This is a genomic window from Bacillus sp. SA1-12 (assembly GCF_000981385.1).
In the GTDB taxonomy this organism is placed as follows: domain Bacteria; phylum Bacillota; class Bacilli; order Bacillales; family Bacillaceae; genus Metabacillus.
In genome coordinates this window covers 194,550-218,526 of the sequence record NZ_LATZ01000128.1, presented here as the reverse complement: position 1 = coordinate 218,526, position 23,977 = coordinate 194,550, and the positions used below count along the sequence as shown (strand labels likewise).

Genomic DNA, 23,977 nt, shown 5'->3' with positions numbered 1-23,977 from the left:
CTAGGAATATGGATAAGCACTTCGACATCCAGCTCCAGCGCCTAGCTCCTCGAGGTCATAAGCCGCTTAGGAATTGAAGGTAAAGAACACCTTCTATTCCTAAGCGACTTATGCTTGTCAGGGCTGATCAAGGCGCTTGCGCTTTTGTTACTATTAGATTCTAAAAATGTCATAAAAAGTCTACTATCCTCTTAAGAAAAATGTATAAAATACCGCAGAATTGTCCATCATGATAACAATCAACTAGTTATTTTATCTATTTACACAGGGAGTTGGAAAAAATGAAACAAAGACAAGACGCTTGGTCTGAAGAGAATGATTTATTACTAGCAGAAACTGTTTTAAGACATGTGCGCGAGGGCAGCACACAATTAAATGCCTTTGAAGAGGTTGGAGATAAGTTAAATCGTACCTCTGCAGCATGTGGTTTCCGTTGGAATGCCGTTGTCCGTCACGATTATGAAAAAGCTTTACAACTTGCTAAAAAGCAACGTAAGCAACGTATGAGAGCACTTGGCAAAGGACAGCCAGTGAAAAAACAGCTTCTTTATTCTCCTGATATTCCTTCTATTGATGTTGATGTGGATGAACAGGAAGAGCTTACGATGATGTCAGCTTTAGAGAGTCATATGGCAGAGGTGATGCCTGCTGATGAGGATGTTAAGGCAAACTTACCGAAAGCTGCACCAAAAGCAACTGTTAGTCAACCGGTTGTCGCTTCAAACAAAATGACGATGGATCAAGTCATTGCTTTCTTACATTCTTACAAATCGAATAATGAGTATTCAGAAGCTCTTATGAGTGAGAATAAACGATTAAAACGTGAAAATGAAGAGCTCATTTCGCAAAATGAAGAATTAAAGAAAAAGGTTGAGAGACTTGAGCAAGATACCGTTACGGTCCAAGAAGACTATGAAACATTAATGAAAATCATGAACCGCGCAAGAAAACTAGTATTATTTGATGAAGATGACCGCGCATCTGCAACAACATTTAAAATGGATCGCAATGGAAATTTAGAGAAATTAGCTGAGTAATAGGAAAAGCGAAGCGCCTTGTTTTGCCTCATGAATAGATGACGTACTCTGCCTTCTATTCATGAGTGGCTGGACTTTCGGAGCAAGGCATATATAAAAAAGTTATACGTTCTTTACATTGCAAAAAGACGTGAGAGGGCTCTCACGTCTTTTTTGCGTTTAATGCACTAAAAGTTCGGAAAGCATGGTAAAATCACAAAAAAATAAATAATAGGGAACTTCCTTACCATTAAAAACGTAATAAAAGCTGGATCATAAAGTGAGACTCATCAGATCTTTACGGGCAGTTTACCCCTTTATTTATACCTTAAGATTAGCTTTTGCCTGAACATTAAAAGCATAGATTACTGCCCAGTAAGATGGGATAAAGTGAGACTGACATCAGCGGATTTATTACTGTTTGTTAAGATGGATTAAATAAAAGAAAAAGGTTGGTATGACATGGAAACGAGAGAATGGCTTCAAACTGAGCTGCAGTCTATTGAAAAATGGGAGCAGGATCAAAAAGGACTTTGGTTTTGGGAAAGAATTGGACGACTTCCTTTTAAACTTTTAGATAAAGTCACACCTGCTTTTATTCAAAAGAAAATTGGTACCTTACTAGATGAGCTGGGGGCATTTGTACAAACAGGGGGACAATACTTAACACAAGAAAAAGCCCTTTTAGCGAAACTGGAAAAGCTTACGGACCGTGAAGATATTACGTTATCCGATGTTTCTTCCCTGCCTTTAGCCGCGATGGATACGGTAAGTGAGGAATTAAAGACAAACCGAAGCAAGCTGGCCACCATTCAAGGAGCCACAACAGGGGTAGGGGGCATTTTTACATTGGCAGTTGATATCCCTGTCCTGCTCGGTCTATCTTTAAAAACCCTTCAAGAAATAGCCATTGCATACGGCTATGACCCAAAGGACCGTAATGAGCGAATATTCATTGTGAAATGCCTTCAGTTTTCCTCGGCTGATGTTGTGGGAAAACAAGCAATCTTAAATGAATTGTCCACCTTTTATCATCGTGATCAAATGACAAAGAATGAAATGATATCTCAGCTCCAAGGCTGGCGTGAGGTTGTCTATACGTATCGAGATCAATTCGGCTGGAAAAAGCTTCTGCAAATGGTGCCAATTGCAGGGATGGTCTTTGGTGCAATCACCAATCGATCGATGATTCATGATCTGGCAGAATCCGGTATGATGCTTTATCGAAAAAGGAGAATTCTTGATCGGCTGGAGAAAGATGAAACATGCAGTCCCGAGCTTTGAACTATAACAAAAAACCGGCATCTGCCTAACAGATACCGGTTTTTTGTGATGTTGATTAAAGCAGCCTAAAAACATGGGCGATTGGAGCTTGATTGTCTTTTTCTGCCGTTGCTGGCATTCTGACAGATATCACTTCTTCTGTCTGGTTAAATTCAAGATTTTCTTCCCCTCCCAACAGGTCGATACGATGAACCTTTTCTGGGTAAGGTATATAAACGTGTTCATCTCTATAACGGCCGTCTTCGCTTTTATATAGCCTTGAACAGTAAACCGTTTCACCCTTTCTTGTAAAGGCAAAGTCCTCTTTAAAATAAGGGGCACAAATTCTAGTGCCATAGATTGATTCACCATATATTTTCAACCATGCACCAAGTTCTTTTATCCTTTGTATGGCTCCTTCAGGCAGGCGGCCATCTGGCTGAGGTGGTACGTTTAGAGCAAGATTGCCTCCCTTTGATACGATTTCAATCAAGGTGTGGACGATATCACGAGTTGATTTATACTTATCCTCATATTTAAAGGAAAAAGATGTCCCCATTGTAATACAGCTTTCCCACGGAACACTCATAGGATGTTCTGGAATTGTCTGTTCAGGAGTTATATAGTTCTCAAATTCGCCACCAATAGTACGGTCTGCTGTAATCAGCCAAGGCTGAACTTCACGAGCTTTTTCCACTACTTCCCCCAGTCGGATGTCCTGTTTTCCTTTCCCTACCCAGCCTGCATCGAGCCACAGCACATCGATTCGTCCATAGTTAGACATTAGCTCCATAATCTGATTATGAGTAAAGGTCACAAACTTTTCCCATAACCAAGGGTATTCATCAGGGTCATAGGATGGTCCCCGCCACATATTTCTGCCGCGAGCCATACCAGAAGCCCAATAGTAAGGTGTATTCCAATCTGCCTTCGAAAAATACGCAGCTATCCCCAAACCCTTTTTGCGAAAGGCATCAAATACATACTTGCAGATGTCTGCATATTTATGAGCGTGAAAAGGACAATCCGAAGAAGTGATCCGGTAATCTGTTTCTTTTGTGTCCCACATACTAAAGCCATCATGATGTTTTGTTGTAAAGATTAAATATTTAAAACCGCCCTCTGCCGCTAAATCAGCCCAAACCTCAGGTTGAAAACGAACAGGGTTAAATGTTTGATTTAGATTGAAATATTGCCGCTTAAATTCCTCACCATCTTCTTCCCAATCAATATCCGTACGAGACCATTCAGCATCCTTGTCACTTAAAGCCCATGATTCGACAATACCAAGCTGAGAATACGGACCCCAGTGCATCATCAGTGCTAGCTTTTGATCCTTAAACCACTCCAGTCGCTCCAGTAAAGCTGGTTCTTTCGGTTTAACCCATTTTTCTTCTGCACTATAATTATGGACGCCTTGATTTACGTCTTGGCCAGTCACTTCTATCGCCATGTTTCCATCCCTTTCGATCTACTTTTTAGATTAAACGTTCTCAGAAACGCCTTAGATCATCCACTTTGCAAGCTTCTTGCATAGCTCCATTCCTTCAAATTCTAATCAAAGTCTTTTTTAAAAAAGATAATCCGATAACCTGTATGATGAACAAGTGATCCTACTGGCAGGTTTTTCACATCATTGGGCTTCTACCAATTTAAATACTGCCTTTTTATTTCCTACCAGCTTGTTGTTGTCGTTATAAATTTCTTTACGAGACAATAGATACAATCTCTGAATAGTATCCTTATTTTTATAATCGATTTGTTCGAGAATACTTGCGACGATTAAAGGCCATTGTTCCTCTGTTCCATCCATTACTTTTAATGAAAATCCTAATTTCTCCTCTTTTAATCCAAAGCAATAAACCCCTTGTGCCCCGCCTTTTGCAACAATATTGTCATCCATTAGCAAGCTTGTGCAAATCGTATTTGTTCCGGAAATAATATCTGGATTTTCATTCATCATGCTTGTTATTTTAATCACTGCCTGTTGAATAGAGCGGTCTTCAATAAGCTCGGGATTTGCAAATCTTAAGTAAGCATTTGCAATAAATTTAAGCGGAAGCGCATGAACGGGGACACCACACCCATCTACCCCAGTGCTAATTTGTTCCATTCTACACCCGGAAATACTTGATAAAGCTTTTAAAATTTCCTGCTGTACCGGATGATCCAATTCGAAATACCCTTTTGTACTTACCCCAAGGACCTTTGCAAGGGCGATCATTCCCAGGTGCTTACCAGAACAGTTATGGTAAAGCTTTCTTTTTGGTTGATTCTTTTTAAGGAGTTCTTCCTTTGCTTCTGGATTTAACGGATATGTCGGATGGCATAACAATTCTTCTTCTGCTACTCCGATTTTATCCAGTAATTTCTCAAGCTCAACAATATGGAAATTTTCGCCTCGATGCGATGCAGCGATTAGGGATGTTTCTCGATTGGTTAGCTTGAAACTTTCCTGAATCTGGTGAGCAATCGCTGGAATCGCCTGTATCGGTTTTAGGGCAGACCTCAAAAAAGTCAAATGCTCCGTATCTCCCACCTTGTATTTGATTTGCCCCATAGAGGTAACTCCGCAAATATGTCCAGGATGGATATTTTCAAGCAAGCCATTTCGATAATCGTTAACAAGAACTTGAATATTCATAGGTTTCTCTCCATTATGTGTTAATTTTTTACTCCTTGGCTAAAGGTGATCCTTTAATAAACAAATGACGTTGACTTAAAAATTTCACTAAACATCGAATTTCCCCGCGAAAACTTCGTTCTGGTGATCGGTTATCTACTCTTTAATCGGCAGTGTACTAATTTCCTTTTTAGGAATCTCTTGTGAACAACAATTGTGCAAAGCTACTTTTACTTCTCCTGGCCTTTATTTTTTTCTTTTTAATCATAATGGCCTTCTATGATTAGATCTTTCTCAATCACAGTATTAGATGACCCGCCAACCATCAGTTTTACTAGTCCAGGTTCAACGGTGAAATTCATCTTTATATCCCATATAGCAAGTTCCTCAAAACCAAGAGTAAATGTCACTGTCTTGGTTTCATTAACTTTTAGCCATATTTTTTGAAATCCTTTCAGTTCTTTCACCCTTTGTGTCACAGTAGCTTCTACATCTTTAATATAGAGCTGAACGACCTCAAAACCATCCTTGCCTCCAGTGTTTGTGACTTGGGCATTTACCTTCACTTGCTTGCCATCCTGCAGCTCCTTTAACGTGATGATTTCATTGTCTTCGGAAAGAAAACGGTATGTAAATGAGGTATAACTTAAACCATAACCAAAAGGGTATAATGCCTTTCCAGACATATCAAAGTAATGTTCTTTGCCCCCGCTATTCTTGACGTTATAATAGACAGGCAATTGCATGGACGAATGAGGAATTGAAACAGGGAGCTTTCCATTTGGATTAACATCACCAAATAATACTTCAGCTATTGCTCTTCCTCCTTGTTGACCAGGATACCAGCCTATTAGTACGGCATCACAGTATTTGGTTAGCGATGGTATTGAATAAGGGCGCCCTTGAATAAGGACAGAAATGATCGGTGTTCCAGTTGAATGAATTTCTTTCACTAACTCCAGCTGAATTCCGCCTAGATCTAGATTTGCGACATCAACATTTTCTCCGCAATCCATTTCAGTTGCCGGATATTCCTTAACAGCTCCATTATTTTCAAATTCCATTCCAAATTCCCTAGCACTAGTTCCGCCTAAAGCCAATACTACTAAATCAGCTTCTTTAGCTAGTTGCTTGGCAATAGCAAACTCGGATTTATCAGTATCCCTTATCCCACAGCCCTTTGTATAGAAAACTTCAGTTTCTTTTCCGACGATCGATTTTATCCCATCAAGGATCGTGACCACATTTTCCCTTCTTTGTGGCGGCGTGTAGTCACCGAGTAAATTGTAGATATTATTTGCATTTGGGCCAATTACAGCTATCTTCTTTGTCTGTTTACTAATGGGTAATCTATTTTTCTTGTTCTCAACTAAAACAAGCGACTGACGAGCCATTTCTAAATTCGTTTCTACCGCTTTGCTATTTGATACCTTTTTTTCGTTTCTTATCGGTTTGTCATCAAATAGTCCTAACTTAAACTTTACATACAGTATTCTTAATACAGCTTGATCAACAAGTTGCTCTTCAATTTTCCCATTTTTCACAGCTGCTTCGATTACTGTATAAACCTCATCCCATAAGCTTAGATCAACTCCTGCATTTAAACCATATGCAGCCGCTAGTTCTTTATCACCTGTTAATAATAGCAATCGGTCAAGGGCCGTACCATCAGCCATTACGATTCCTTTATAATTCCACTCCTGGCGAAGAACCTTAGTTAATAGGAAGTGGTTCGCATGACAAGGAATACCATCAATCTCATTATAAGCAGCCATACAGGCTAAAGCTCCGGACCGTACCCCCGCTTTCATCGGAGGTAAAAAAATCTCACGCAATTCTCTTTCTCCAATTAATGCTGGTCCTGCATTGTGACCTCCCACTCCTGCTCCTTGTGCAGCAAAGTGCTTTAATACCGGAAGTACTTTAGGATTCTCTCCATCTCCTTGCATACCACGCACCACTGCCTCAGTCATTTTTGATGATAAATAAGGATCTTCACTAAAACATTCTTCTGTTCTTCCCCATCTAGGATCGCGGACAATATCAAGAGTAGAGACTAAACCTAAATGTCCTCCCCTCGCATGTAATTCTTCCGCTACATGCTGTGAGACCATTTGCTGTAACTCTGGATTCCAAGATGCTCCAGCCCCGATATGTGTCGGAAATATGGTGCTATCCAATGCTTGATGTCCATGTGGGCATTCTTCTGAAAATAGCACAGGTATACCTAATCTTGTATTTTCTTTTATATAGCTTTGGATCATATTAGCCACAACTGCACTATCCTCACGATCAATACCATTTGAAAAATTTACATTTGACCAAGGATCCGCTCTAAACAAACCATATAAGGCACCCATACTATCAAATTTCGAAACTTGTTCTTTGAAACTCCTGGTTAATTCATAGCCATTTTCTGTCTTTTGGTAGACATTCCATCCATACATTTTTTGATTTAACTGGCCAACTTTTTCTTTCAAGGTCATTTTGTTTAGTAAACGATTCATTCTTTCTTGTATGGGATCTTGAAAATCCTGATCTGTTTTCACTTGCATTCCCCCGTAATATAACGATGAATCGTATCCCCAGCTTATTAAACTGGTTATACGATTCATCTTTCATTTATTTACTATTCATTTAACAACAGTCAGAAAATACTTACCTATTAACTTTCCTTCCAACGATCATAAGCGTCTTGGTACACTTGAATATATTTTTCAATATTCATATCTTCAATTGTTTTTACGTACTTATCCCAGTTAGATAAAGGCTCTACCCCAGTGATGAATTTTGCTTCCATTTGTTCTACATAGGATTGTAAATCTACTTCAATTGAATTTACTGTTGCTTGTTCTTCATTTGTTAAATAGACAAGCGGGAATGGAACTTCTGCATTAGGATCAATTTTTTCTTTCGTTTCAGCTTCAATAAATTTATCAAATTCTGATAACGGAACACCTTCAATTCGAGCCGTAACTGTTGGTGCAGTAATTCCATATGCAGGTGTTAATGTTCCGCGATAGTCTTCACTGCTATCAAAACCTTCAGGAACTTCCTTATATTTTCTTTCCCCGTTTTCACCTTTTTCCCAAAGATATCCTTCTGGCCCATCATTTAAGTATTCACGACCTTCTTTTGAATAAAAATAGTCAACCCAGCGAATCGTAGCTTCTGGATTTTCGTTGTTACTTGTGATCGAGAAAGCACCTCTGCTAATACCAGGGCTGCGCGGGAACAACGGCTTATCTGAAACTGAACTCGTTAACGGGGCAAACATTGGATTGTTTATTGCTACTTCCTGTGTTTCACCAGTCGTAAAGAATGAGAAATAATCCGGGAATAGTCCAAGCCTGTTTGTTTGTCCTTTTGCTTTTTTCTGTTCATCAGATTGAGAGAATGTTTCTGGATCCAACAATCCTTCTTCATAAAGTTTATTCATGTAGGTTAAGTATTCTTTATAGTTATCTGTCATTGGGGTATATCTTACTTTTCCATCTACCTCATCAATTCCCCATTCTTTCAAGCCGAAAGCACCGAGTAACCACGGACGTGTGCTATCCATTTTTACATCTGTTAGCGGAATTTCATCCGCTTTTCCATTTCCATTAGGGTCTTCTGTTTTAAAACGTACTAATAAATTATATAGTTCGTCAGACGTCTTAGGCAGTTCTTTTACTCCTAATGCTTTTAGCCATTGACCGTTGAACCACATTGGTCCTCGATACCAACTAGATGTAGGGTGCATATTGATCGCAGGTAATGAATAGATATGTCCATCTACTGTTGTAATGGATTTTTTAATTTCAGGATTTTCCTCTAATAATTTTTGTATATTTGGTGCATAATCTTTAATTAAGTCTTCTAATGGGATCAATACTCCTTGTTTTCCGTAATCTACTTCCATTCCAGGAGTCAAATTCGTTGACCCTGCAGCATAGATAACGTCTGCAATATCACCGCTTGCAAATGCTAAATTTAATTTTGTCTGGAAATCACTCATTGGCGGAGTATTGTAATCAATATCTATATTTGTCTTTTCTGAATACTCTTTTAAAGTAGGCATGTCCTTCCATTCTGCCATACCAGTACCTGGAGCCATCATAGATATTTTTATTTTTTCATCTACAATTGGAAACCCCTCTTTATTCACTTTTACCTCTTTAGCAGGCTCATTACTTGCCTTTTCTTTTGAACTGCATGCTGACAGTACTAAAATAGCGGCTAGAAATAATAGTAGTAATTTTTTCATCCTTGCATCCCCTTTCATTTTTCCAAACATAAAACCTAACTTTGAATGACGCTTTTTTACATCATCACCCCCTTAAATCTCTCAATCTGGATGTCCTTCCTTCTTATCCTTTTAATGAACCTATCATAACCCCTTTGACAAAATAACGTTGTAAAAATGGATAAACGATAATGATCGGAAGGGTAGAGACAATCATGACCCCATACTTAATAACGGCTGAAAGCTGCTGCTTGCTATGAAGGGCTTCAGCCATACTTCCCGTTAAATTTGTGCCTTGTGATGACATTTCTTGCAAGACTAGGATTTCTCTTAAAACCAATTGAAGCGGAAACATTTGTTTGTCAGATAAGTAGATTAATGCGTTAAAATAGCCATTCCAATGGCCAACACCATAGAATAACGCCATAACCGCTATAATTGGTGCCGATAGAGGCAAAATAATTTTGATAAACATTTTAAAATTTGAAGCACCATCAATAATTGCTGCCTCTTCCAACCCTTTTGGTATAGATGTTTGGAAAAACACGCGTGCAACAACGATGTTCCATACGGCAGCAGCATTAGGTAAGACCATTGCCCAAATGGTGTCGATCATACCTAGATTTTTTACAACTAAATAGGTTGGAATTAATCCGCCGCTAAAAAACATCGTCAGGACAAACATTCCCATAAGAATATTTCTGCCGGCAAAATCCTTTCGCGATAGTGCGTATGCTGCCGGGATGGTAACGGCTAAGTTCACAAAAGTACCTAGAACGGTGTAAAAGATCGTGTTGAGATACCCTCTCCATATATCGCCATTTTCGAAAATAAGCTTGTAGCCCTCAAATGTTATTCCTTTTGGAAGAAGCCACATTTCCCCTGAGTTTACAGCTGCCGGGTCGCTAATAGATGCACTTACAATGTAAATCAATGGATAAAGTACAATCACTAGTGCACCGGTGAGAAAAAGATAAATGAATCCCTTGAAAATTTTATCAGTCTTAGTTTCATGTATTGAAGTATTCATAGGTTCCTCCTTACCATAGACTTGTCTCACTGGTCTTTTTCGCAATCTTGTTTACGGTTATAAGTAATATAGCATTTATAATGGCGTTGAATAGCCCGACTGCTGAAGCAAAACTATACTGGGCATCTAATAAACCTGCCTGATAAACAAACGTCGCTATGACATTCGAAGACTCGAGGTTAAGCGGATTTTGTAATAATAAAATTTTCTCAAAACCCAGCGCCATAATGCTCCCAACATTCATAATAAGTAAAATAATCATTGTGGGAACAATTGCAGGAATATTTATATACCAGATTCGTTGTAAGCGTGACGCCCCGTCAACAATTGCTGCTTCATGATGCTGCGGATCTACACCGGCAAGTGCGGCAAGGTAAATAATCGTTCCCCACCCTGTACTTTGCCAGACTCCTGACAATACATAAACTGTTTTAAACCAAGCAGGTTCACTTAAAAATGAAATAGGTTCGAAACCTAGTAGTTGAATAGCATGGTTAATTATCCCTGTTGTCGGGGCCAAAAAGGCGATGATCATCCCTGACATGACAACAACGGAAATAAAATGAGGCGCATATGTAACCGTCTGTACCGTTCGCTTAAATACACTGTCTTTTGCCTCGTTTAATGCCAAAGCTAATATAATAGGCAATGGAAAACCGACAATTAATTCGTAAATACTAATCCCTAAAGTATTTTTGATTAAGTCCCAAAAATAATAAGATTGGAAAAATCGAATAAAATGTTCAAATCCAACCCATTCGCTTCCCCATATGCCTAATGTTGGAATGAAATTTTTAAACGCAATTTGTACCCCGTACATTGGGATGTAATGAAAGATTAGAAAGTATAAAAATGCTGGCAAGACAAACAAGTAAAGCTGCCAGTTTTGCAGAATCTTTTTGCTCCTCTTTAATCTTTGTGGTTTTTCCCGCTTTACTTTATGGGGGTTCATAGACACTTTATTCAATTCCTCTTCTTGTTGCAGTCTTGAAGTTGCCGTACTCGAACTCATTTAGGTAACCCCTCCTTGGAATGTATATGATCTGCCTTCATGTTAGCGCTTTCTTGTAAATGTAATCAATATGTTATTTTCATCAAGCCTTGTCAAGAATACCTCTCTAATTTTGCTTAGACTTGCCATAAAAGGCTCTAAACCGTTGGCAATATGTCAATCTTGCTCAACTATGTCATCCTTTACATAGGCATGTTTTTCTTGTTAATAGGGCTATCAGCGGCTGCCAAATGGTAAAGTGGATTTTCATCTGCAGGTTTTTTTCAGGTTATCTTGAATAAACCCCTTTTTAAAATCATTTAGAATTAGCTAAACAGAAAAAGGTCATGATTTTTAATAAAATCATGACCTTAACAGGTATTAGATTACCTGCTTAAATTACGATATTGTCCAGGGGTTACTCCTACTATTTTCTTAAACTTACGGGTAAAATTTGCAACATCCAAATACCCCGCTTGAATAACAATTTCTTTAATGGACTTATCTGTCTCCTTTAATTGCTTCTTTACATCTTCCATACGGAGGTCTTGTAGATACTGTGTAAATGTCACACCTGTTTGCCCTTTTATAAAACGGCTAACATACGATACTGATAGTTGAAACTTAATAGCGATACTTTCTAAAGATAGATCATAATGATGATAGTTTTCATTAATATAATCCAAAATATCATTTCTTAATTTATCATTATGGCTTTCTTTCTTATTTTGTACCTCTATACATATCGTCATTATTAACGTGTGAAGCTGTTTTTGCAGCTGTTCAATCGAATGAAAATCTGCTATTGCATTGAAATCCTTAATTGATCTATTCAAGCCCATTTCAGAAGCTGTTTTCACAACGGTATTGATAATATCAAAGCAGATGCATTTTAAAACTTGAACAGATAAATCTTTATTAGCCAAATTTGTAAAGATAATCCGCAACGTTTCAGCTGCAACAACCTGATCCCCTTGTTTTAAACTTTGAGCAAGCTTCATTTGCTCCTCCTTTGGATATCCGAGGGACTGTTCTGGCTGTATGACAATTTCCTCAAAGTAGATGACACTTCCCTGCGGCTTTGCAAATTTATATTCCAACGTTGCAAGTGCCTCAATATAAGATCGATTGATCCGACTTTTTTCATCATAAAGTCCACCGACCCCAATTGTGGGATCAAAATGACAAGTATCTTTAATATACTTTTGAATCTGCGGAACAAGCTTGCGGCGTTCAACTTCCGCTTCTTCTCCTATTTGATCGATACTAATAATTAACGCCATTGCATCCTGATAAAATAAATCAATCCCATACGCTGTGGCACTTTCTAAGGAAATATTTGAAAGGTTACTAAAGACTTTTTCCCGCTCTTCCAAATTATCCTCTACAAAAGCTCCTTTTTCAAAGTAAACAATCGCAACAAAATAACGACCCTTCTTCATTTTTATATTTAACGTTTCCAACAACGCATTTATTTCACCAGTATTTCCCAAATCACCCTTTAATAGCTTCACGAGAAACTGGTCTCTTGCAAAAGGCTTTTGTAAATACATCGTCTCATTTAAAATCTGGTGGTCTTCAAATACATGTGTAATCGTCTTGCGGATGGTTTCTAGTTCATTTTCTCCTTCCAGCTCAACCTTTTTCCTGATAGACGTATTTGTCATTTCAAATAGTTTCTGGATTGGTTTATATTGATATTTCCCAAGTAATACTGCCAATATTAAGCCTGCAATTAACAGGGCAATTAACATGGCAACGATTAAAATTGTCGTATTATCTAACCGTTGAAAAAATTGATCAGCATCCATCAACGTGATAAATTTCCAGCCGCTTAACTCAGAATTTACAGATACAAGCGAATACTCATTTCCATTTAACTCAACATTCTTTACCCCGAATTGACCAATCGGAAGGGACTTTACTTGTTTCTCAGTAATGGATTGATCATTATTCGCAGAAGCGATCACTTGATTATGCTCATTGATAATATAGACATTGCCGTCATATTCACCTAATATATTTTGAATAAGGTCTGTTATTGTCGATTCTTCAATAAAATACATAACTGTGCCATAAGGATTATGACTGTTGGGGGTGATTGGGTATAAGTAAGCGATCATATTCTTGTGCTTTTCATTATTAATTACAACGTTATTAATAGGCTTTATAAAAGGAGTTTTCGAATGTAAATCACTAATAACTTCCTCTTTTTCCCATTCACCGAAATGATACTTTTTTTGCATAAAAGCATCTATTGAATATGAGCCGTTAGTGGAATAAATTCTTTCATCATGATGATAATAGACAAATAGTTCTTCAATAATCGAGCTATTTGCTTTATATTTTTTTAATTCTTCAATAGCTTCCCCGCTATAATAGCCATGTCTGATCATATAGGGCGTAAGCCTAGGATCGTAAGAAATTCTTGCTGCCAGTGTCTCTAATTCTTTCATTCGTTCATTTGTAATGGATTCAACTTGTTCTAATTTATTAATGTTCGATTGTTCTATTTCATCGCGAAGGCTAGCCACTGAATGAAAGTAAATAATCATACTCATGATAAAAAAAGGAACAAGAAAAACGAGCAGATAGGAGATGATATATTTATATAATAGTCTAGATTTAATCCTATTACGCAGCAAATCCCCACCCCCTATATTTTTTTCTAAGCGATTCATTATGTAAAGTCACGCGTAAGATCGATCCCAACAAAGGAAACGCTTCCATTTATCTCTGGAAGAATTCTCAAGGAAAGGAAACCGGGTCATTGCCGATTTCCTTTTGACTCTATTATTATAGCATAATTTGGTTATTGGTTCATCATATTCCAATACATTAAGGATCCTCTTAAATCTAGACATTCATTTTTTGTCTCTGTTTCACCAGGCTTACCTGGTAACAATCTCTTTAATCCTTTCAAGGATCCCCCCATCGATTGTATAACGAAAATCTCCATTTTTTCGCACGCCTGAGCCAAAATGGTAGTATGGAGCCTGCAATGTTTCATGGACGAATTCAATATTGTGTAAACCAAGCCCTGAACCCGGCATAATAACCGGTTTATCCGTACCGTTGACAGAGTCCTCCACTAAATCACGCAATGTTTGTAAACCTTCCATTACGTTAGGTCTTCCACCAGAGGTTAACACTTGGTTGATCTTTAGTCCTGATTCACATAATGACTTATAAATCTCAATAGGCATTGCTTCATCAATCGCACGGTGAAAGGTAACCGACATGCTGCCGGCTTCTTTTACAACCATTTCAAGGATGGAAAAATCCACTGATCCCTTTGCGGTTAAACCTCCAAACACAATACCTGACGCCCCAAGCTCCTTGGCCATTTTTATGTCCTCTCTCATGACATCCCATTCCTCCTTTTGATAAACAAAGGAATGGCTGTGAGGACGAATCATTACCATAACAGGAATATTGACACGATTGACCACCCGTTTGATGACCCCATAGCTAGGAGTTAATCCGCCTTCACCAATGGCAGTCACCAGTTCAAGCCGATCAGCCCCATACGCCTCAGCCATTTCGGCATCTTGCTCATTTAATACAATCACTTCCAGTTTGCTCATGTTTTATCCCTCATTCTTCTTTAGAAAAACTTTTTCATTTCGCTCAATCATTCTTAATAAATTTTGCTGAAATACCAGCTGCTCTTCCGCTGTTAAGGATGAAGGAAGAAGTCGCTGACTGTGCTCTTTTAGAGCTGTTAAAAGCCTAAATATCAGCTTTTCAACAGTTAAGTCAATCTGCAGCAATTCACTTAATGATGCCATTGTGTCAGGAACTATCTTAGGATAACTAAATTTCGTTTGTTCGTTTTTTAAGGAAATGTCATAAAATTGGCGGATCAAATCAGCGCGCTCACTGCCGCTGCCAGCTACACATAGATAGATTTGCACCGCCACCCCGCCGCGCAGCCTTCTCTGAGAAATACCTGCAAATTTCTTGCCATTTATACTGAGATCATAGCTTCCAGGACAATAGGAACCGACAATCTCACGTGCTTCAATTTTATCGCCATTGTCACCCAGCATATATTTAATCAAGTCGAGCATTGCATCATATCCGCGATTAATATCAATGCCTTTTTCTTGATCGGGGAAGATTAGTGAAATATTTAAGACATCTTTATCCAAAACGACCGCAAGTCCTCCTGAATTTCGGACGATGACATGGCAGCCCTGTTCTCTCAAGAATTGGACGCCGTCCTCTAAATAAGGAAGCTTTGTATCTTGAATCCCAAGAACGATCGTATTGTGATGCACCCAGGTCCGGGCAGTTGCCTGTGATTCATGCTTGCCCACACTTGCGCACAAGGTATCATCAATGGCAAATGAATGCTTGGCCTCAAATTGCGGACCAAGAGTTGATTGATCTATGATACGCCACTCAGGTTGACTGATTAGTGACGCTGATGATGAAAGGTTCATACCATGTTACTCCCTTAAATTAAACATTTTTCATCTTTTATTATATCACTTAAAAATACAAGCAATTTAGACCTTATTAAAAAATTGTTAAAAGCTCCGATTTATAATCAAAGGACTCGGTTAAATGATGCTTATATTAATTGCACTGCCATGCTGATAACGAGTCTCACATGATAATGTGTAATATCATATAGATGAAAGAACCTCAGACCAAATGAATGAAGGTCTTTGAAAGCGGATCTGGAGGACAACACACTCGAGGATTTTATTAAAAGTGGCCTTGATATTGCTTCTATGGGACAAATCTCTCTATGGATTCTTGGAAAATGGCCTTGATACCTCCCCTATGGGACAAAACTCTCAATGTATTCATGGAAAGTGGCCTTGATACCTCCTCTATGGGACGAAACTCTCAATGTATTCATGGAAGGTGACCTTGATACCGCTCCTAGGGGACAAAACTCTCGAGGTCCCCATGAAAAGTGGCCTTGATACCGCTCCTATGGGACAAAACTCTCGACGTCCCCATGAAAAGTGGTCTTGATACTCCTCCTATGAGACAAAACCCTCCATGGATTCACATAAAGGTGGCCTTGATACCGCTCCTAGGGGACAAAACCAGTGGATATGATCTGACAGTATAAAAAACATAAAAATTCTATTTTAGCCATGATCAAACAAATAAATGACGTGTGACAATTCACACGTCATTTATTTATTTTACACTTTAGAATCAAAGCCTTTTTACTTTATGCTTGAGCAGCCGTAATCAGCGCTAATTTATAAACATCCTCTGCATTACAACCGCGTGATAAATCATTGACAGGTTTATTTAAGCCTTGAAGGATCGGACCAACCGCTTCAAAATTACCTAAGCGCTGAGCAATTTTGTAGCCAATATTTCCTGCTTCCAGACTTGGAAAGACAAATATATTTGCATCACCTTTCAGAATAGAACCAGGTGCCTTCTTTTCAGCAACAGAAGGAACAAATGCTGCATCAAATTGAAACTCTCCATCTAATGTTAACCTTGGCTCAAGCTCCTTTGCAAGCTTTACTGCATCTGCCACTTTCTCAGTTTCAGGAGACTTTGCTGAACCCTTTGTTGAAAAGCTTAGCAAGGCTACGCGAGGATCAATATCAAACATTTTCGCTGTTTCTGCACTTGCAATAGCGATTTCTGCAAGATCCTGGCTGTCTGGTGCAATATTGATTGCACAATCAGCAAATACATATTTCTCATCACCGCGAACCATGATGAAGACGCCGGAAGTCTTTTTAATTCCTTCCTTCGTTTTAATAATTTGTAACGCCGGTCGGACAGTATCAGCTGTAGAATGTGCCGCACCGCTTACAAGACCATGAGCTTTGCCTACATGGACAAGCATCGTACCGAAATAATTTTCATCTAACAATATTTTACGAGCATCCTCTTCAGTTGCTTTCCCTTTACGTCTTTCAACAAATGACGCAACTAGCTCGTCCATTCCTTCATAGTTAGCTGGATCAAAGATTTCAACGCCATCCAATGTTAGGTTTAACTCATTTGCTTTCTTTTGTATTTCTTGCTGGCTTCCAACAAGAATTGGCTTTAAAACCCCTTCTCCAGCAAGGCGGTTAACTGCTGTTAAGATCCGTTCATCTAACCCTTCTGGAAAGACTATTTTAATTTGTTGTCCGCTCACTTTTTCCTTTAATGTCGCAAATAAATCTGACATAAAAAACCCTCCTGTACGTAAAATACTGCTTCCACAAACTAGAATACTCTACTTATCCCTAAATTCAAACCTTCAAAACCACTTAATAACGCTTACAACTGAAAAGTTTTTAATTTCAAAATAAACTAAAAATTATCCATGTATTTAAATATACAAAAATAAAATAGGTTAATTGATCACATGGCGCTTTTGTTCCTTTTTATCTTTGCTATCCCCAATAATAGTAATGGCAAGACGAAACCTAACAATAGAGATATAGGAATCCAAATTTCCCTATCCCACTTTGACATATAAACGGTATTGGGATATACAATAAAAGATAAAGCCGTTACAATCATTCCTAATGGTATCACCAGCGAGCGATAATCATCCAGCTTTAATAGTTTCGCTATTCCAGTAACACCGCAATAAAAATATAATGACATCTTGAAATAAATGGTGAAAATCCATAGGGTAGCGATGATCGCTTCAATTCTTTGAATAAAATCTCCCACACTTATTTTTTTAGTTAAAACAAAGCTGGGGTATTGAAACCTGGCTGTTTGAGCCTCACCCAAAATCGCAATAGATAATAAGGTGGTTATTAATACTACAATTCCACCTATTATCGTGCCTATAAAAAAGGCGTTTTTAGCTTTTTTCACGTTATTAACTAATGATGGATAAATCATGAAAAGATAAATAAAGGGGAAATGAGATGTTGCAGAAAATGTTATAGCAGCTCTAAATATTGACTTTCCTCCAGCCTCAAAAACAGGTTGAATATTTTCCAATTTAATTTGCGGAAAGCTGAATAGAACGAGCATCATAAAAAGCAAAATCACCCATGGAAAAAGAATCTCCACAGTACGGCCGATGGTTTCGATCCCTAATCGCAATCCAATGATAACAACGATAATATAAATAATATTGAATGCTTCTATTGGGGTTTCTGGCATCAAATTCGTTATCATGAAATTCCCCATATAAAATAAAAGTTCCGCAACAGCGATCAATGAAATAAAAACAAGCATTATAGATATGAAACTACCTATCAGCTTTCCAAATGCGAATATATTGATTTCAATGAGTGTCATTTGTGGACAAGCATCGCCTAGCTTTGTAAAGATCCATACCATAAATAATCCTATGCCAATCCCGATAATAACAGCTATCCAGCCATCTTGCTTTGCCTCTGCTGCCAAACTGGCAGGCAGGGAAAAGATCGATGTGCCAATTGTAAATAGAGTTACTAACAATAAAAATTGCCCAGTTGATATTTTTTCACTCATATTTTCCTCATCCCATATATAACAATTCGGTACAGCATCTTCCCCACTCCATGAAACAAAACTGAATATCCTTCTCAAGTGTTTCCATTCATTTGATAATCCATTCAAGAAACTGGCTAAGTGGATTAAATACAAACGCAATAAAATCTAATGGATTCGGTATTTTAATTTCTAAACTTAATAAAATGAATAATCCCTCCCCTACACAAAACAAAAAAATAAATACAAATAACTCTTTTTTTGATTTTTTTTTCATAAGGGAAGGAACTTCATATAGTACAATCAAAATTCCTGCTACTAAAATCCCTATCATTGCCCACATCTCATTTACTCCCTCATTTATTCATAATCGTTCCATGCTGGTAAATAAAGCATGTAATTAAATTGTTACTTCAATTAATTGAGTTTATTCACTTGTTTTTAATCTCCTATATACGTACAAGAACCAACTCGATCATTTGTTAAAGATTACGTTTCTCTTTCCTCAATAAATTCAAGTTTTATTCACATGGCCGTAAGGACAAACTGTGATATAGTTAAAGTGTATACATAGTGAAATTATAAAATAGGAGTGAATATAAATGAGTGAAGCAGCACAAACATTAGATGGCTGGTATTGTTTGCATGATTTCCGTACGATCGATTGGTCAGCTTGGAAGCTTTTAACAAGTGATGAACGTCAAGCTGCTATCCATGAATTTTTAGGGCTGATGGAAAAGTGGGAAGCTACGGAAGATGTTGAGCAAGGCAGTCATACTCTTTACTCGATCGTTGGCCAAAAAGCAGACTTTATGTTGATGATTTTGCGTCCGACAATGGAGGAGCTTAATGAAATCGAGCTTGAATTTAACAAAACAAAGCTAGCGGAGTTTACTATTCCTGCGTATTCATATGTTTCTGTAGTTGAGCTTAGCAATTATTTAGCTGGCGAAAGCAATGAGGATCCATACCAAAATCCGCATGTTCGCGCTAGATTGTATCCAAAATTACCGCAAGCTAAATACTCTTGCTTCTATCCAATGGATAAACGCCGTCAAGGTAATGATAACTGGTACTCTCTTTCTATGGAGGAGCGCCGCCAATTAATGAAGAGTCATGGACTTATCGGTAGATCTTATGCAGGTAAAGTGAAACAAATAATTACAGGCTCTGTTGGCTTTGACGATTATGAATGGGGAGTCACACTCTTCTCTGACGACGTGCTTCAATTCAAAAAACTTGTCTATGAAATGCGCTTTGACGAGGTCAGTGCACGTTATGGAGAATTTGGTTCATTCTTTGTAGGCCACCTATTAAGCTCTTCAAAGCTTTATTCTTTCTTTCATGTAAAGTAATGATAGAAGAACAAAAACTGACTCAGGTTCTTTCCCGAGTCAGTTTTTTTGCTGATTAGTAATCACTTTTTCGTAACATGCTACTTCTCTATTTTCCTTGTATGGCTTTGTTTCAAGATAAACAAAACCTAACGATTCCCAAAATGTTTTTGCCCGCTCATTTCCTATCAATACCCCAAGTCGAATGGCCGATATCCCTTTATGCTGCAATGTCTTTTCATAGAATTTATAAGCTTGCTTGGCAATGCCTTTTCCCTGATACTCTTTTTGAATCATCAGCAAGCCTAACCAAGGGAAACCATCCTTTGGGTTTTTATCCAAATAATCAATAACGCCAATATAGTGGCTGCCGTATTTAATAAAAACACTTTCTGTCGATGAATTTAGAAATTCTTCTTTTAGTTCTTCAAGAGAACGTGTTTCCCTACCATTTTCCAAAAGGTTATAGCTTTTGTTAGAATCAACAATTTCTTTGACAATACACAGCTTTGTCTCTGTTATTTCTTCAAACGAGATAGTTTGCATCTTCTCTCTCCTTGTTATTTTTTCGTTAAAAGTCATAAGTTGTTTCTACCATACATACCTATGAATGAGCAAAGAATGAATTAGAGATCCCCTTCCCATTTTACTGCCAGGACACCATAAGTCTATAACCATATGAACCAGGTGAGTAATTGGGCGTTATTCCTTATAATCAAGAAGATGTAAAGCTTCTTGTGTGTTTGATGCGTTCAGAAGCTGAAAGTGAAGGAGATCGCTTATGATTGGAAACACAGGTGTTAATCGTTTCCAATCAAACTGTTTAGATTTTAAGGATATTACCAGTATCCGAAAGATGGTCTTTCAACGTCCAGGGGATTTAAGGCTATTTATTTATTAACGAAGTCGCCAAATGAACTCAACCTAGCTTGACAAGCCATTAAGGGAAAGGTTTCCACTCAGCACAAATTTCACTATGGTTCTTAAAGCCGCCTGGAACTGTCCTGCAAAATGGCAGATCAATTAGTATCGGACGTTTTAAAGCCCACTGTTTGGTATTCACCGTACTAGTCAGATTGCCCAGCCATTTATAAATTTTGAGGAGGGTTATAATATGGCAAAGAAAATTAAACCACAGCCTTATGGTTTTGACATGCCAGGTATGCCAGGAATGGATGGTATGCGGTTTATGCAAGGTATGGATGGTATGCAGGGTATGCCAGGAGTTCAAGGAGTGCAAGCAGGTCAACAAATGCCTATGTATCAGGGAGGGGGATATCAGCAATATCCTACATATCCATTTCCTGCCCAAAGCGGTCAGCAACTCGGAATGCAAATGCAAGGTCCTTCATTTCCACAGCAACAACAAGGGCAGTCCCAACAAATACCTGGTATGCTCCCAATGGAAGAATCATATATTGAAAACATTTTGCGTTTAAATCGCGGAAAAGTTGCAACCGTTTATATGACATTTGAAAACAACCGTGAATGGAATGCGAAGATCTTCAAAGGGGTAATCGAAGCAGCTGGCCGTGATCACATCATTCTCAGTGATCCACAAACTGGTATTCGTTACTTATTATTAATGGTGTACTTAGACTATATAACATTTGATGAAGAGCTGAATTATGATATTCAAGGCTTGGTTTCATACCCTCCAAGATAACTTATAAAGGCTGGCTCAAATTCGAGCCAGCCTCTCTTATTTATTATAAATAGCGAATCGCGGTATAGCCTAAAAGCAGCCATCCAGCTAGAAAGGCAAGTCCGCCTAAAGGTGTTATAGCCCCTAAAACACTTATTTGTGTAACACTTAAGACATATAAGCTTCCTGAGAAAAGGATGATTCCAATTAAAAATAACCAACCTGCTGTTGATAGTAATCCGACATTTGTCAATTTGTCTAATAAAAATGCAACGACAAACAATCCACCTGCATGAAACATTTGATAAGTTACTCCGGTCTGCCATGTTTTTATGTACTTTTCTGGGATTTTCCCCTCTAAACCATGTGCTCCAAAGGCCCCTAGCGCTACAGCTAAAAATCCGTTAATGGCTCCTAAAATAAGAAAAAGCTTCATCTTGTTCCATACCTCCCTTATTTCTTCCTCTTTCATCTTACCCTACTCTCGCATGTTTTCAACTTTTAAATGCGGGAAATTATGACGATTTAGTAACTATTAACATGCTATTATTAAGAAAACTTGGCTTATCGCCAAGTATGAATGGCGAAAGCCTTAGTTCTTATACGATCATCTTTAAAATAAAAGATAGATCGTATAAAAGGAAGTTCTGGCGCAAAAACTATTTGATGCATGCAGACAGCGAACGTGTTGTTTTAGAATGACGAACAGCCAAGGCTTTTGTGAAAAAGCGTTTGGCTGATTTGGTATCTTTGGATTTAATTAAATATCCTCTCGAATTGACTAAACGATAAAAGTACACTTTTGTCCTTTTTCTTTTAGGTTTCATCGACTCTCCATAAGCGTTTGTACCTTAGATACTATCTAACCGTTAACAAAATAGATAATCCGAATTGGTCATGATTTAACTAAGCAAAATCATTAAAGTAAATTACTTTGGTAAGGATTTTATAACCTCTAATTCTTCCGAAAGCTTCTTTTGCTTCTTTTTCCGTATCAAACTCAAACATTTTGATGTTGTTCTTTGAATGAGCAGTGATGATCCACATGAAAAATCCCCTCCAATAAAAAGAATATTTTTTAACCTTTTTTTCCATAGATTGATAGAGAATTTTTCCTTTTATACCCAGCCCCGGAAACGCGAAGCTTCAGCCGGTTTTTTGATTCCCACCATATAGGCAGCTAAACGCATATCCACTTGATGGGCCTGTGATGTTTGATAAATCGTTTCAAAGGAATCAACCATAACTTTTCGCAGTTTTTCAACCACCTCTTCCTCTGACCAATAATATCCTTGATTGTTTTGAACCCATTCAAAGTAAGAAACGGTGACGCCGCCGGCACTTGCCAATATATCCGGCACAAGGAGGACTCCTCTTTCATCCAAAATTTTGGTTGCTTCAAGGGTTGTTGGCCCATTTGCTGCTTCTACTACAATAGAAGCTTTAATACGATGGGCATTTTGTGCGGTAATCTGGTTTGAGATAGCAGCAGGCACAAGAATATCACACTCTTTTTCAAGTAATTCTTGATTCGTTATGACATTTGTAAATAAATTCGTGATTGTGCCAAAACTATCGCGTCGATCAAGCAAAAAATCAATATCAAGCCCTTCTTGATCATAAAGTGCACCATGTGCATCCGAAATCCCAATCACTTTTGCCCCTGCGTCATGCATGAATTTCGCCAGAAAGCTTCCCGCATTCCCAAAGCCTTGAATTACGATGCGCGCACCTTGTAAGACAATGCCTTTTTTCTTTACCGCTTCTTCAATGCAAATTGTGACACCGCGCGCTGTTGCCGTTTCACGACCTTGTGAGCCTCCCAAAACAATCGGTTTCCCCGTAATAAATCCTGGAGAATCAAATTCTCGAAGGCGGCTGTACTCATCCATCATCCACGCCATAATTTGAGAATTCGTATACACATCAGGTGCAGGGATATCTTTTGTAGGGCCCACAATTTGGCTGATAGCACGAACATATCCACGACTTAATTTCTCCAGTTCCCCAAAGGACATTTTTCTTGGATCACAAATAATCCCGCCTTTTCCCCCGCCATAAGGAAGATTGGCAATGCTGCATTTTAAACTCATCCACATTGATAATGCTTTTACTTCCTCTTCATTTACTTCAGCATGGAAGCGCACGCCTCCTTTTGTAGGACCTACTGCATCGTTATGCTGGGAGCGAAAACCGGTAAACACTTTGACCGAACCATCGTCCATTTTGACAGGTATGCGAACTGTAAGCATTCGAATAGGCTCTTTTAATAATTCAAATACTTCGTTTGAATATCCTAATTTATCCAGTGCCTTTTTAATGACCGTTTGTGTGGAAAGAAATAAATCCAATGATTCATTTTCTTGTTTCTGTTCTTCAGATAATTTCTCTAAAACCTTTGTATTAGACATAATATCGCCCCCATAAATAG

20 protein-coding genes are annotated in these 23,977 nt (G+C 38.2%); 4 read left to right on the top strand and 16 right to left on the bottom strand.

Annotated elements, in window-relative coordinates; all coding sequences use genetic code 11:
* Positions 1–281 precede the first annotated feature (281 nt).
* Entirely contained in the window at positions 282–1,037 is a 756-nt protein-coding gene (locus WQ54_RS25175) for an RsfA family transcriptional regulator (protein WP_046588468.1), read from the top strand.
* 441 nt (positions 1,038–1,478) lie between these two features.
* Positions 1,479–2,300, top strand: coding sequence for an EcsC family protein (locus WQ54_RS25170; RefSeq protein ID WP_046588466.1), 822 nt, complete (start codon positions 1,479–1,481; stop codon positions 2,298–2,300).
* A 55-nt stretch (positions 2,301–2,355) separates the two neighbouring features.
* Here the strand turns inward: WQ54_RS25170 and WQ54_RS25165 are convergent, their stop codons facing one another.
* The 12 genes from WQ54_RS25165 to WQ54_RS25110 all read right to left on the bottom strand — a co-directional run bounded on the left by WQ54_RS25165 (position 2,356) and on the right by WQ54_RS25110 (position 18,910).
* On the bottom strand, positions 2,356–3,732 hold the full coding sequence (locus WQ54_RS25165) for an alpha-L-fucosidase (RefSeq protein ID WP_046588464.1): 1,377 nt from the start codon (positions 3,730–3,732) through the stop codon (positions 2,356–2,358).
* Between the two features lie 180 nt (positions 3,733–3,912).
* A complete protein-coding gene (locus tag WQ54_RS25160; RefSeq protein WP_046588463.1) occupies positions 3,913–4,923 on the bottom strand; it encodes an asparaginase in 1,011 nt (336 codons plus the stop codon).
* Between the two features lie 239 nt (positions 4,924–5,162).
* Positions 5,163–7,457 carry a glycoside hydrolase family 3 N-terminal domain-containing protein gene (locus WQ54_RS25155; RefSeq protein ID WP_046588462.1) on the bottom strand — a complete coding sequence of 765 codons (2,295 nt, stop codon included), beginning with the start codon at positions 7,455–7,457 and terminating at the stop codon, positions 5,163–5,165.
* Positions 7,458–7,567: 110 nt separating this feature from the next.
* Positions 7,568–9,151, bottom strand: coding sequence for an extracellular solute-binding protein (locus tag WQ54_RS25150; RefSeq protein WP_046588460.1), 1,584 nt, complete (start codon positions 9,149–9,151; stop codon positions 7,568–7,570).
* Positions 9,152–9,254: 103 nt separating this feature from the next.
* On the bottom strand, positions 9,255–10,160 hold the full coding sequence (locus WQ54_RS25145) for a carbohydrate ABC transporter permease (RefSeq protein WP_046588459.1): 906 nt from the start codon (positions 10,158–10,160) through the stop codon (positions 9,255–9,257).
* Between the two features lie 10 nt (positions 10,161–10,170).
* The gene (locus WQ54_RS25140; protein WP_046588717.1) at positions 10,171–11,112 is read right to left on the bottom strand and encodes a sugar ABC transporter permease; all 942 of its coding nucleotides are present in this window, start codon (positions 11,110–11,112) and stop codon (positions 10,171–10,173) included.
* Between the two features lie 425 nt (positions 11,113–11,537).
* Positions 11,538–13,796 carry a helix-turn-helix domain-containing protein gene (locus tag WQ54_RS25135; protein WP_052737966.1) on the bottom strand — a complete coding sequence of 753 codons (2,259 nt, stop codon included), beginning with the start codon at positions 13,794–13,796 and terminating at the stop codon, positions 11,538–11,540.
* A 246-nt stretch (positions 13,797–14,042) separates the two neighbouring features.
* Positions 14,043–14,738, bottom strand: a complete 696-nt coding sequence (locus WQ54_RS25130; protein ID WP_046588455.1) for a copper homeostasis protein CutC — start codon at positions 14,736–14,738, stop codon at positions 14,043–14,045.
* A gap of 3 nt (positions 14,739–14,741) precedes the next feature.
* Positions 14,742–15,599 carry a biotin/lipoate A/B protein ligase family protein gene (locus tag WQ54_RS25125; protein ID WP_046588453.1) on the bottom strand — a complete coding sequence of 286 codons (858 nt, stop codon included), beginning with the start codon at positions 15,597–15,599 and terminating at the stop codon, positions 14,742–14,744.
* A 749-nt stretch (positions 15,600–16,348) separates the two neighbouring features.
* On the bottom strand, positions 16,349–17,317 hold the full coding sequence (gene pta / locus WQ54_RS25120) for a phosphate acetyltransferase (RefSeq protein ID WP_046588451.1): 969 nt from the start codon (positions 17,315–17,317) through the stop codon (positions 16,349–16,351).
* A gap of 176 nt (positions 17,318–17,493) precedes the next feature.
* Positions 17,494–18,588, bottom strand: coding sequence for an endospore germination permease (locus WQ54_RS25115; RefSeq protein WP_046588449.1), 1,095 nt, complete (start codon positions 18,586–18,588; stop codon positions 17,494–17,496).
* Between the two features lie 88 nt (positions 18,589–18,676).
* Positions 18,677–18,910: a hypothetical protein gene (locus tag WQ54_RS25110; RefSeq protein WP_046588447.1), complete on the bottom strand. Its 234-nt coding sequence runs from the start codon at positions 18,908–18,910 to the stop codon at positions 18,677–18,679.
* A 259-nt stretch (positions 18,911–19,169) separates the two neighbouring features.
* Here WQ54_RS25110 and hemQ point away from each other — a divergent pair, with 259 nt between their 5' ends.
* Complete coding sequence (gene hemQ / locus WQ54_RS25105) at positions 19,170–19,922, top strand: hydrogen peroxide-dependent heme synthase (protein ID WP_046588445.1); 753 nt, start codon at positions 19,170–19,172, stop codon at positions 19,920–19,922.
* Between the two features lie 39 nt (positions 19,923–19,961).
* On the opposite strand, the gene WQ54_RS25100 is transcribed toward hemQ, so the two are convergent.
* Positions 19,962–20,447: a GNAT family N-acetyltransferase gene (locus WQ54_RS25100; protein WP_046588443.1), complete on the bottom strand. Its 486-nt coding sequence runs from the start codon at positions 20,445–20,447 to the stop codon at positions 19,962–19,964.
* Between the two features lie 580 nt (positions 20,448–21,027).
* Between WQ54_RS25100 and gerQ the strand changes: the two genes are divergently transcribed.
* Positions 21,028–21,567, top strand: a complete 540-nt coding sequence (gene gerQ, locus WQ54_RS25090) for a spore coat protein GerQ (RefSeq protein ID WP_046588715.1) — start codon at positions 21,028–21,030, stop codon at positions 21,565–21,567.
* 43 nt (positions 21,568–21,610) lie between these two features.
* Here the strand turns inward: gerQ and WQ54_RS25085 are convergent, their stop codons facing one another.
* The 3 genes from WQ54_RS25085 to WQ54_RS25080 all read right to left on the bottom strand — a co-directional run bounded on the left by WQ54_RS25085 (position 21,611) and on the right by WQ54_RS25080 (position 23,957).
* Positions 21,611–21,982 carry a DUF423 domain-containing protein gene (locus tag WQ54_RS25085; protein WP_046588713.1) on the bottom strand — a complete coding sequence of 124 codons (372 nt, stop codon included), beginning with the start codon at positions 21,980–21,982 and terminating at the stop codon, positions 21,611–21,613.
* Between the two features lie 470 nt (positions 21,983–22,452).
* Positions 22,453–22,593, bottom strand: coding sequence for a hypothetical protein (locus WQ54_RS34420; RefSeq protein ID WP_197089670.1), 141 nt, complete (start codon positions 22,591–22,593; stop codon positions 22,453–22,455).
* Positions 22,594–22,664: 71 nt separating this feature from the next.
* On the bottom strand, positions 22,665–23,957 hold the full coding sequence (locus tag WQ54_RS25080) for a Glu/Leu/Phe/Val dehydrogenase (RefSeq protein WP_046588440.1): 1,293 nt from the start codon (positions 23,955–23,957) through the stop codon (positions 22,665–22,667).
* Positions 23,958–23,977: the final 20 nt, after the last annotated feature.

Excerpts from the sequence above, each read along its gene's own strand:
- hemQ (WP_046588445.1), top strand. The coding sequence starts at position 19,170 with ATGAGTGAAGCAGCACAAACATTAGATGGCTGGTATTGTTTGCATGAT.
- WQ54_RS25110 (WP_046588447.1), bottom strand. The coding sequence starts at position 18,910 with ATGTGGGCAATGATAGGGATTTTAGTAGCAGGAATTTTGATTGTACTA.
- WQ54_RS34420 (WP_197089670.1), bottom strand. The coding sequence starts at position 22,593 with ATGTGGATCATCACTGCTCATTCAAAGAACAACATCAAAATGTTTGAG.
- WQ54_RS25130 (WP_046588455.1), bottom strand. The coding sequence starts at position 14,738 with ATGAGCAAACTGGAAGTGATTGTATTAAATGAGCAAGATGCCGAAATG.
- WQ54_RS25080 (WP_046588440.1), bottom strand. The coding sequence starts at position 23,957 with ATGTCTAATACAAAGGTTTTAGAGAAATTATCTGAAGAACAGAAACAA.
- WQ54_RS25160 (WP_046588463.1), bottom strand. The coding sequence starts at position 4,923 with ATGAATATTCAAGTTCTTGTTAACGATTATCGAAATGGCTTGCTTGAA.
- WQ54_RS25150 (WP_046588460.1), bottom strand. The coding sequence starts at position 9,151 with ATGAAAAAATTACTACTATTATTTCTAGCCGCTATTTTAGTACTGTCA.
- WQ54_RS25170 (WP_046588466.1), top strand. The coding sequence starts at position 1,479 with ATGGAAACGAGAGAATGGCTTCAAACTGAGCTGCAGTCTATTGAAAAA.
- WQ54_RS25140 (WP_046588717.1), bottom strand. The coding sequence starts at position 11,112 with ATGAACCCCCATAAAGTAAAGCGGGAAAAACCACAAAGATTAAAGAGG.
- WQ54_RS25125 (WP_046588453.1), bottom strand. The coding sequence starts at position 15,599 with ATGAACCTTTCATCATCAGCGTCACTAATCAGTCAACCTGAGTGGCGT.
- pta (WP_046588451.1), bottom strand. The coding sequence starts at position 17,317 with ATGTCAGATTTATTTGCGACATTAAAGGAAAAAGTGAGCGGACAACAA.
- WQ54_RS25145 (WP_046588459.1), bottom strand. The coding sequence starts at position 10,160 with ATGAATACTTCAATACATGAAACTAAGACTGATAAAATTTTCAAGGGA.
- WQ54_RS25175 (WP_046588468.1), top strand. The coding sequence starts at position 282 with ATGAAACAAAGACAAGACGCTTGGTCTGAAGAGAATGATTTATTACTA.
- WQ54_RS25155 (WP_046588462.1), bottom strand. The coding sequence starts at position 7,457 with ATGCAAGTGAAAACAGATCAGGATTTTCAAGATCCCATACAAGAAAGA.
- WQ54_RS25085 (WP_046588713.1), bottom strand. The coding sequence starts at position 21,982 with ATGAAGCTTTTTCTTATTTTAGGAGCCATTAACGGATTTTTAGCTGTA.
- WQ54_RS25165 (WP_046588464.1), bottom strand. The coding sequence starts at position 3,732 with ATGGCGATAGAAGTGACTGGCCAAGACGTAAATCAAGGCGTCCATAAT.
- WQ54_RS25115 (WP_046588449.1), bottom strand. The coding sequence starts at position 18,588 with ATGAGTGAAAAAATATCAACTGGGCAATTTTTATTGTTAGTAACTCTA.
- WQ54_RS25100 (WP_046588443.1), bottom strand. The coding sequence starts at position 20,447 with ATGCAAACTATCTCGTTTGAAGAAATAACAGAGACAAAGCTGTGTATT.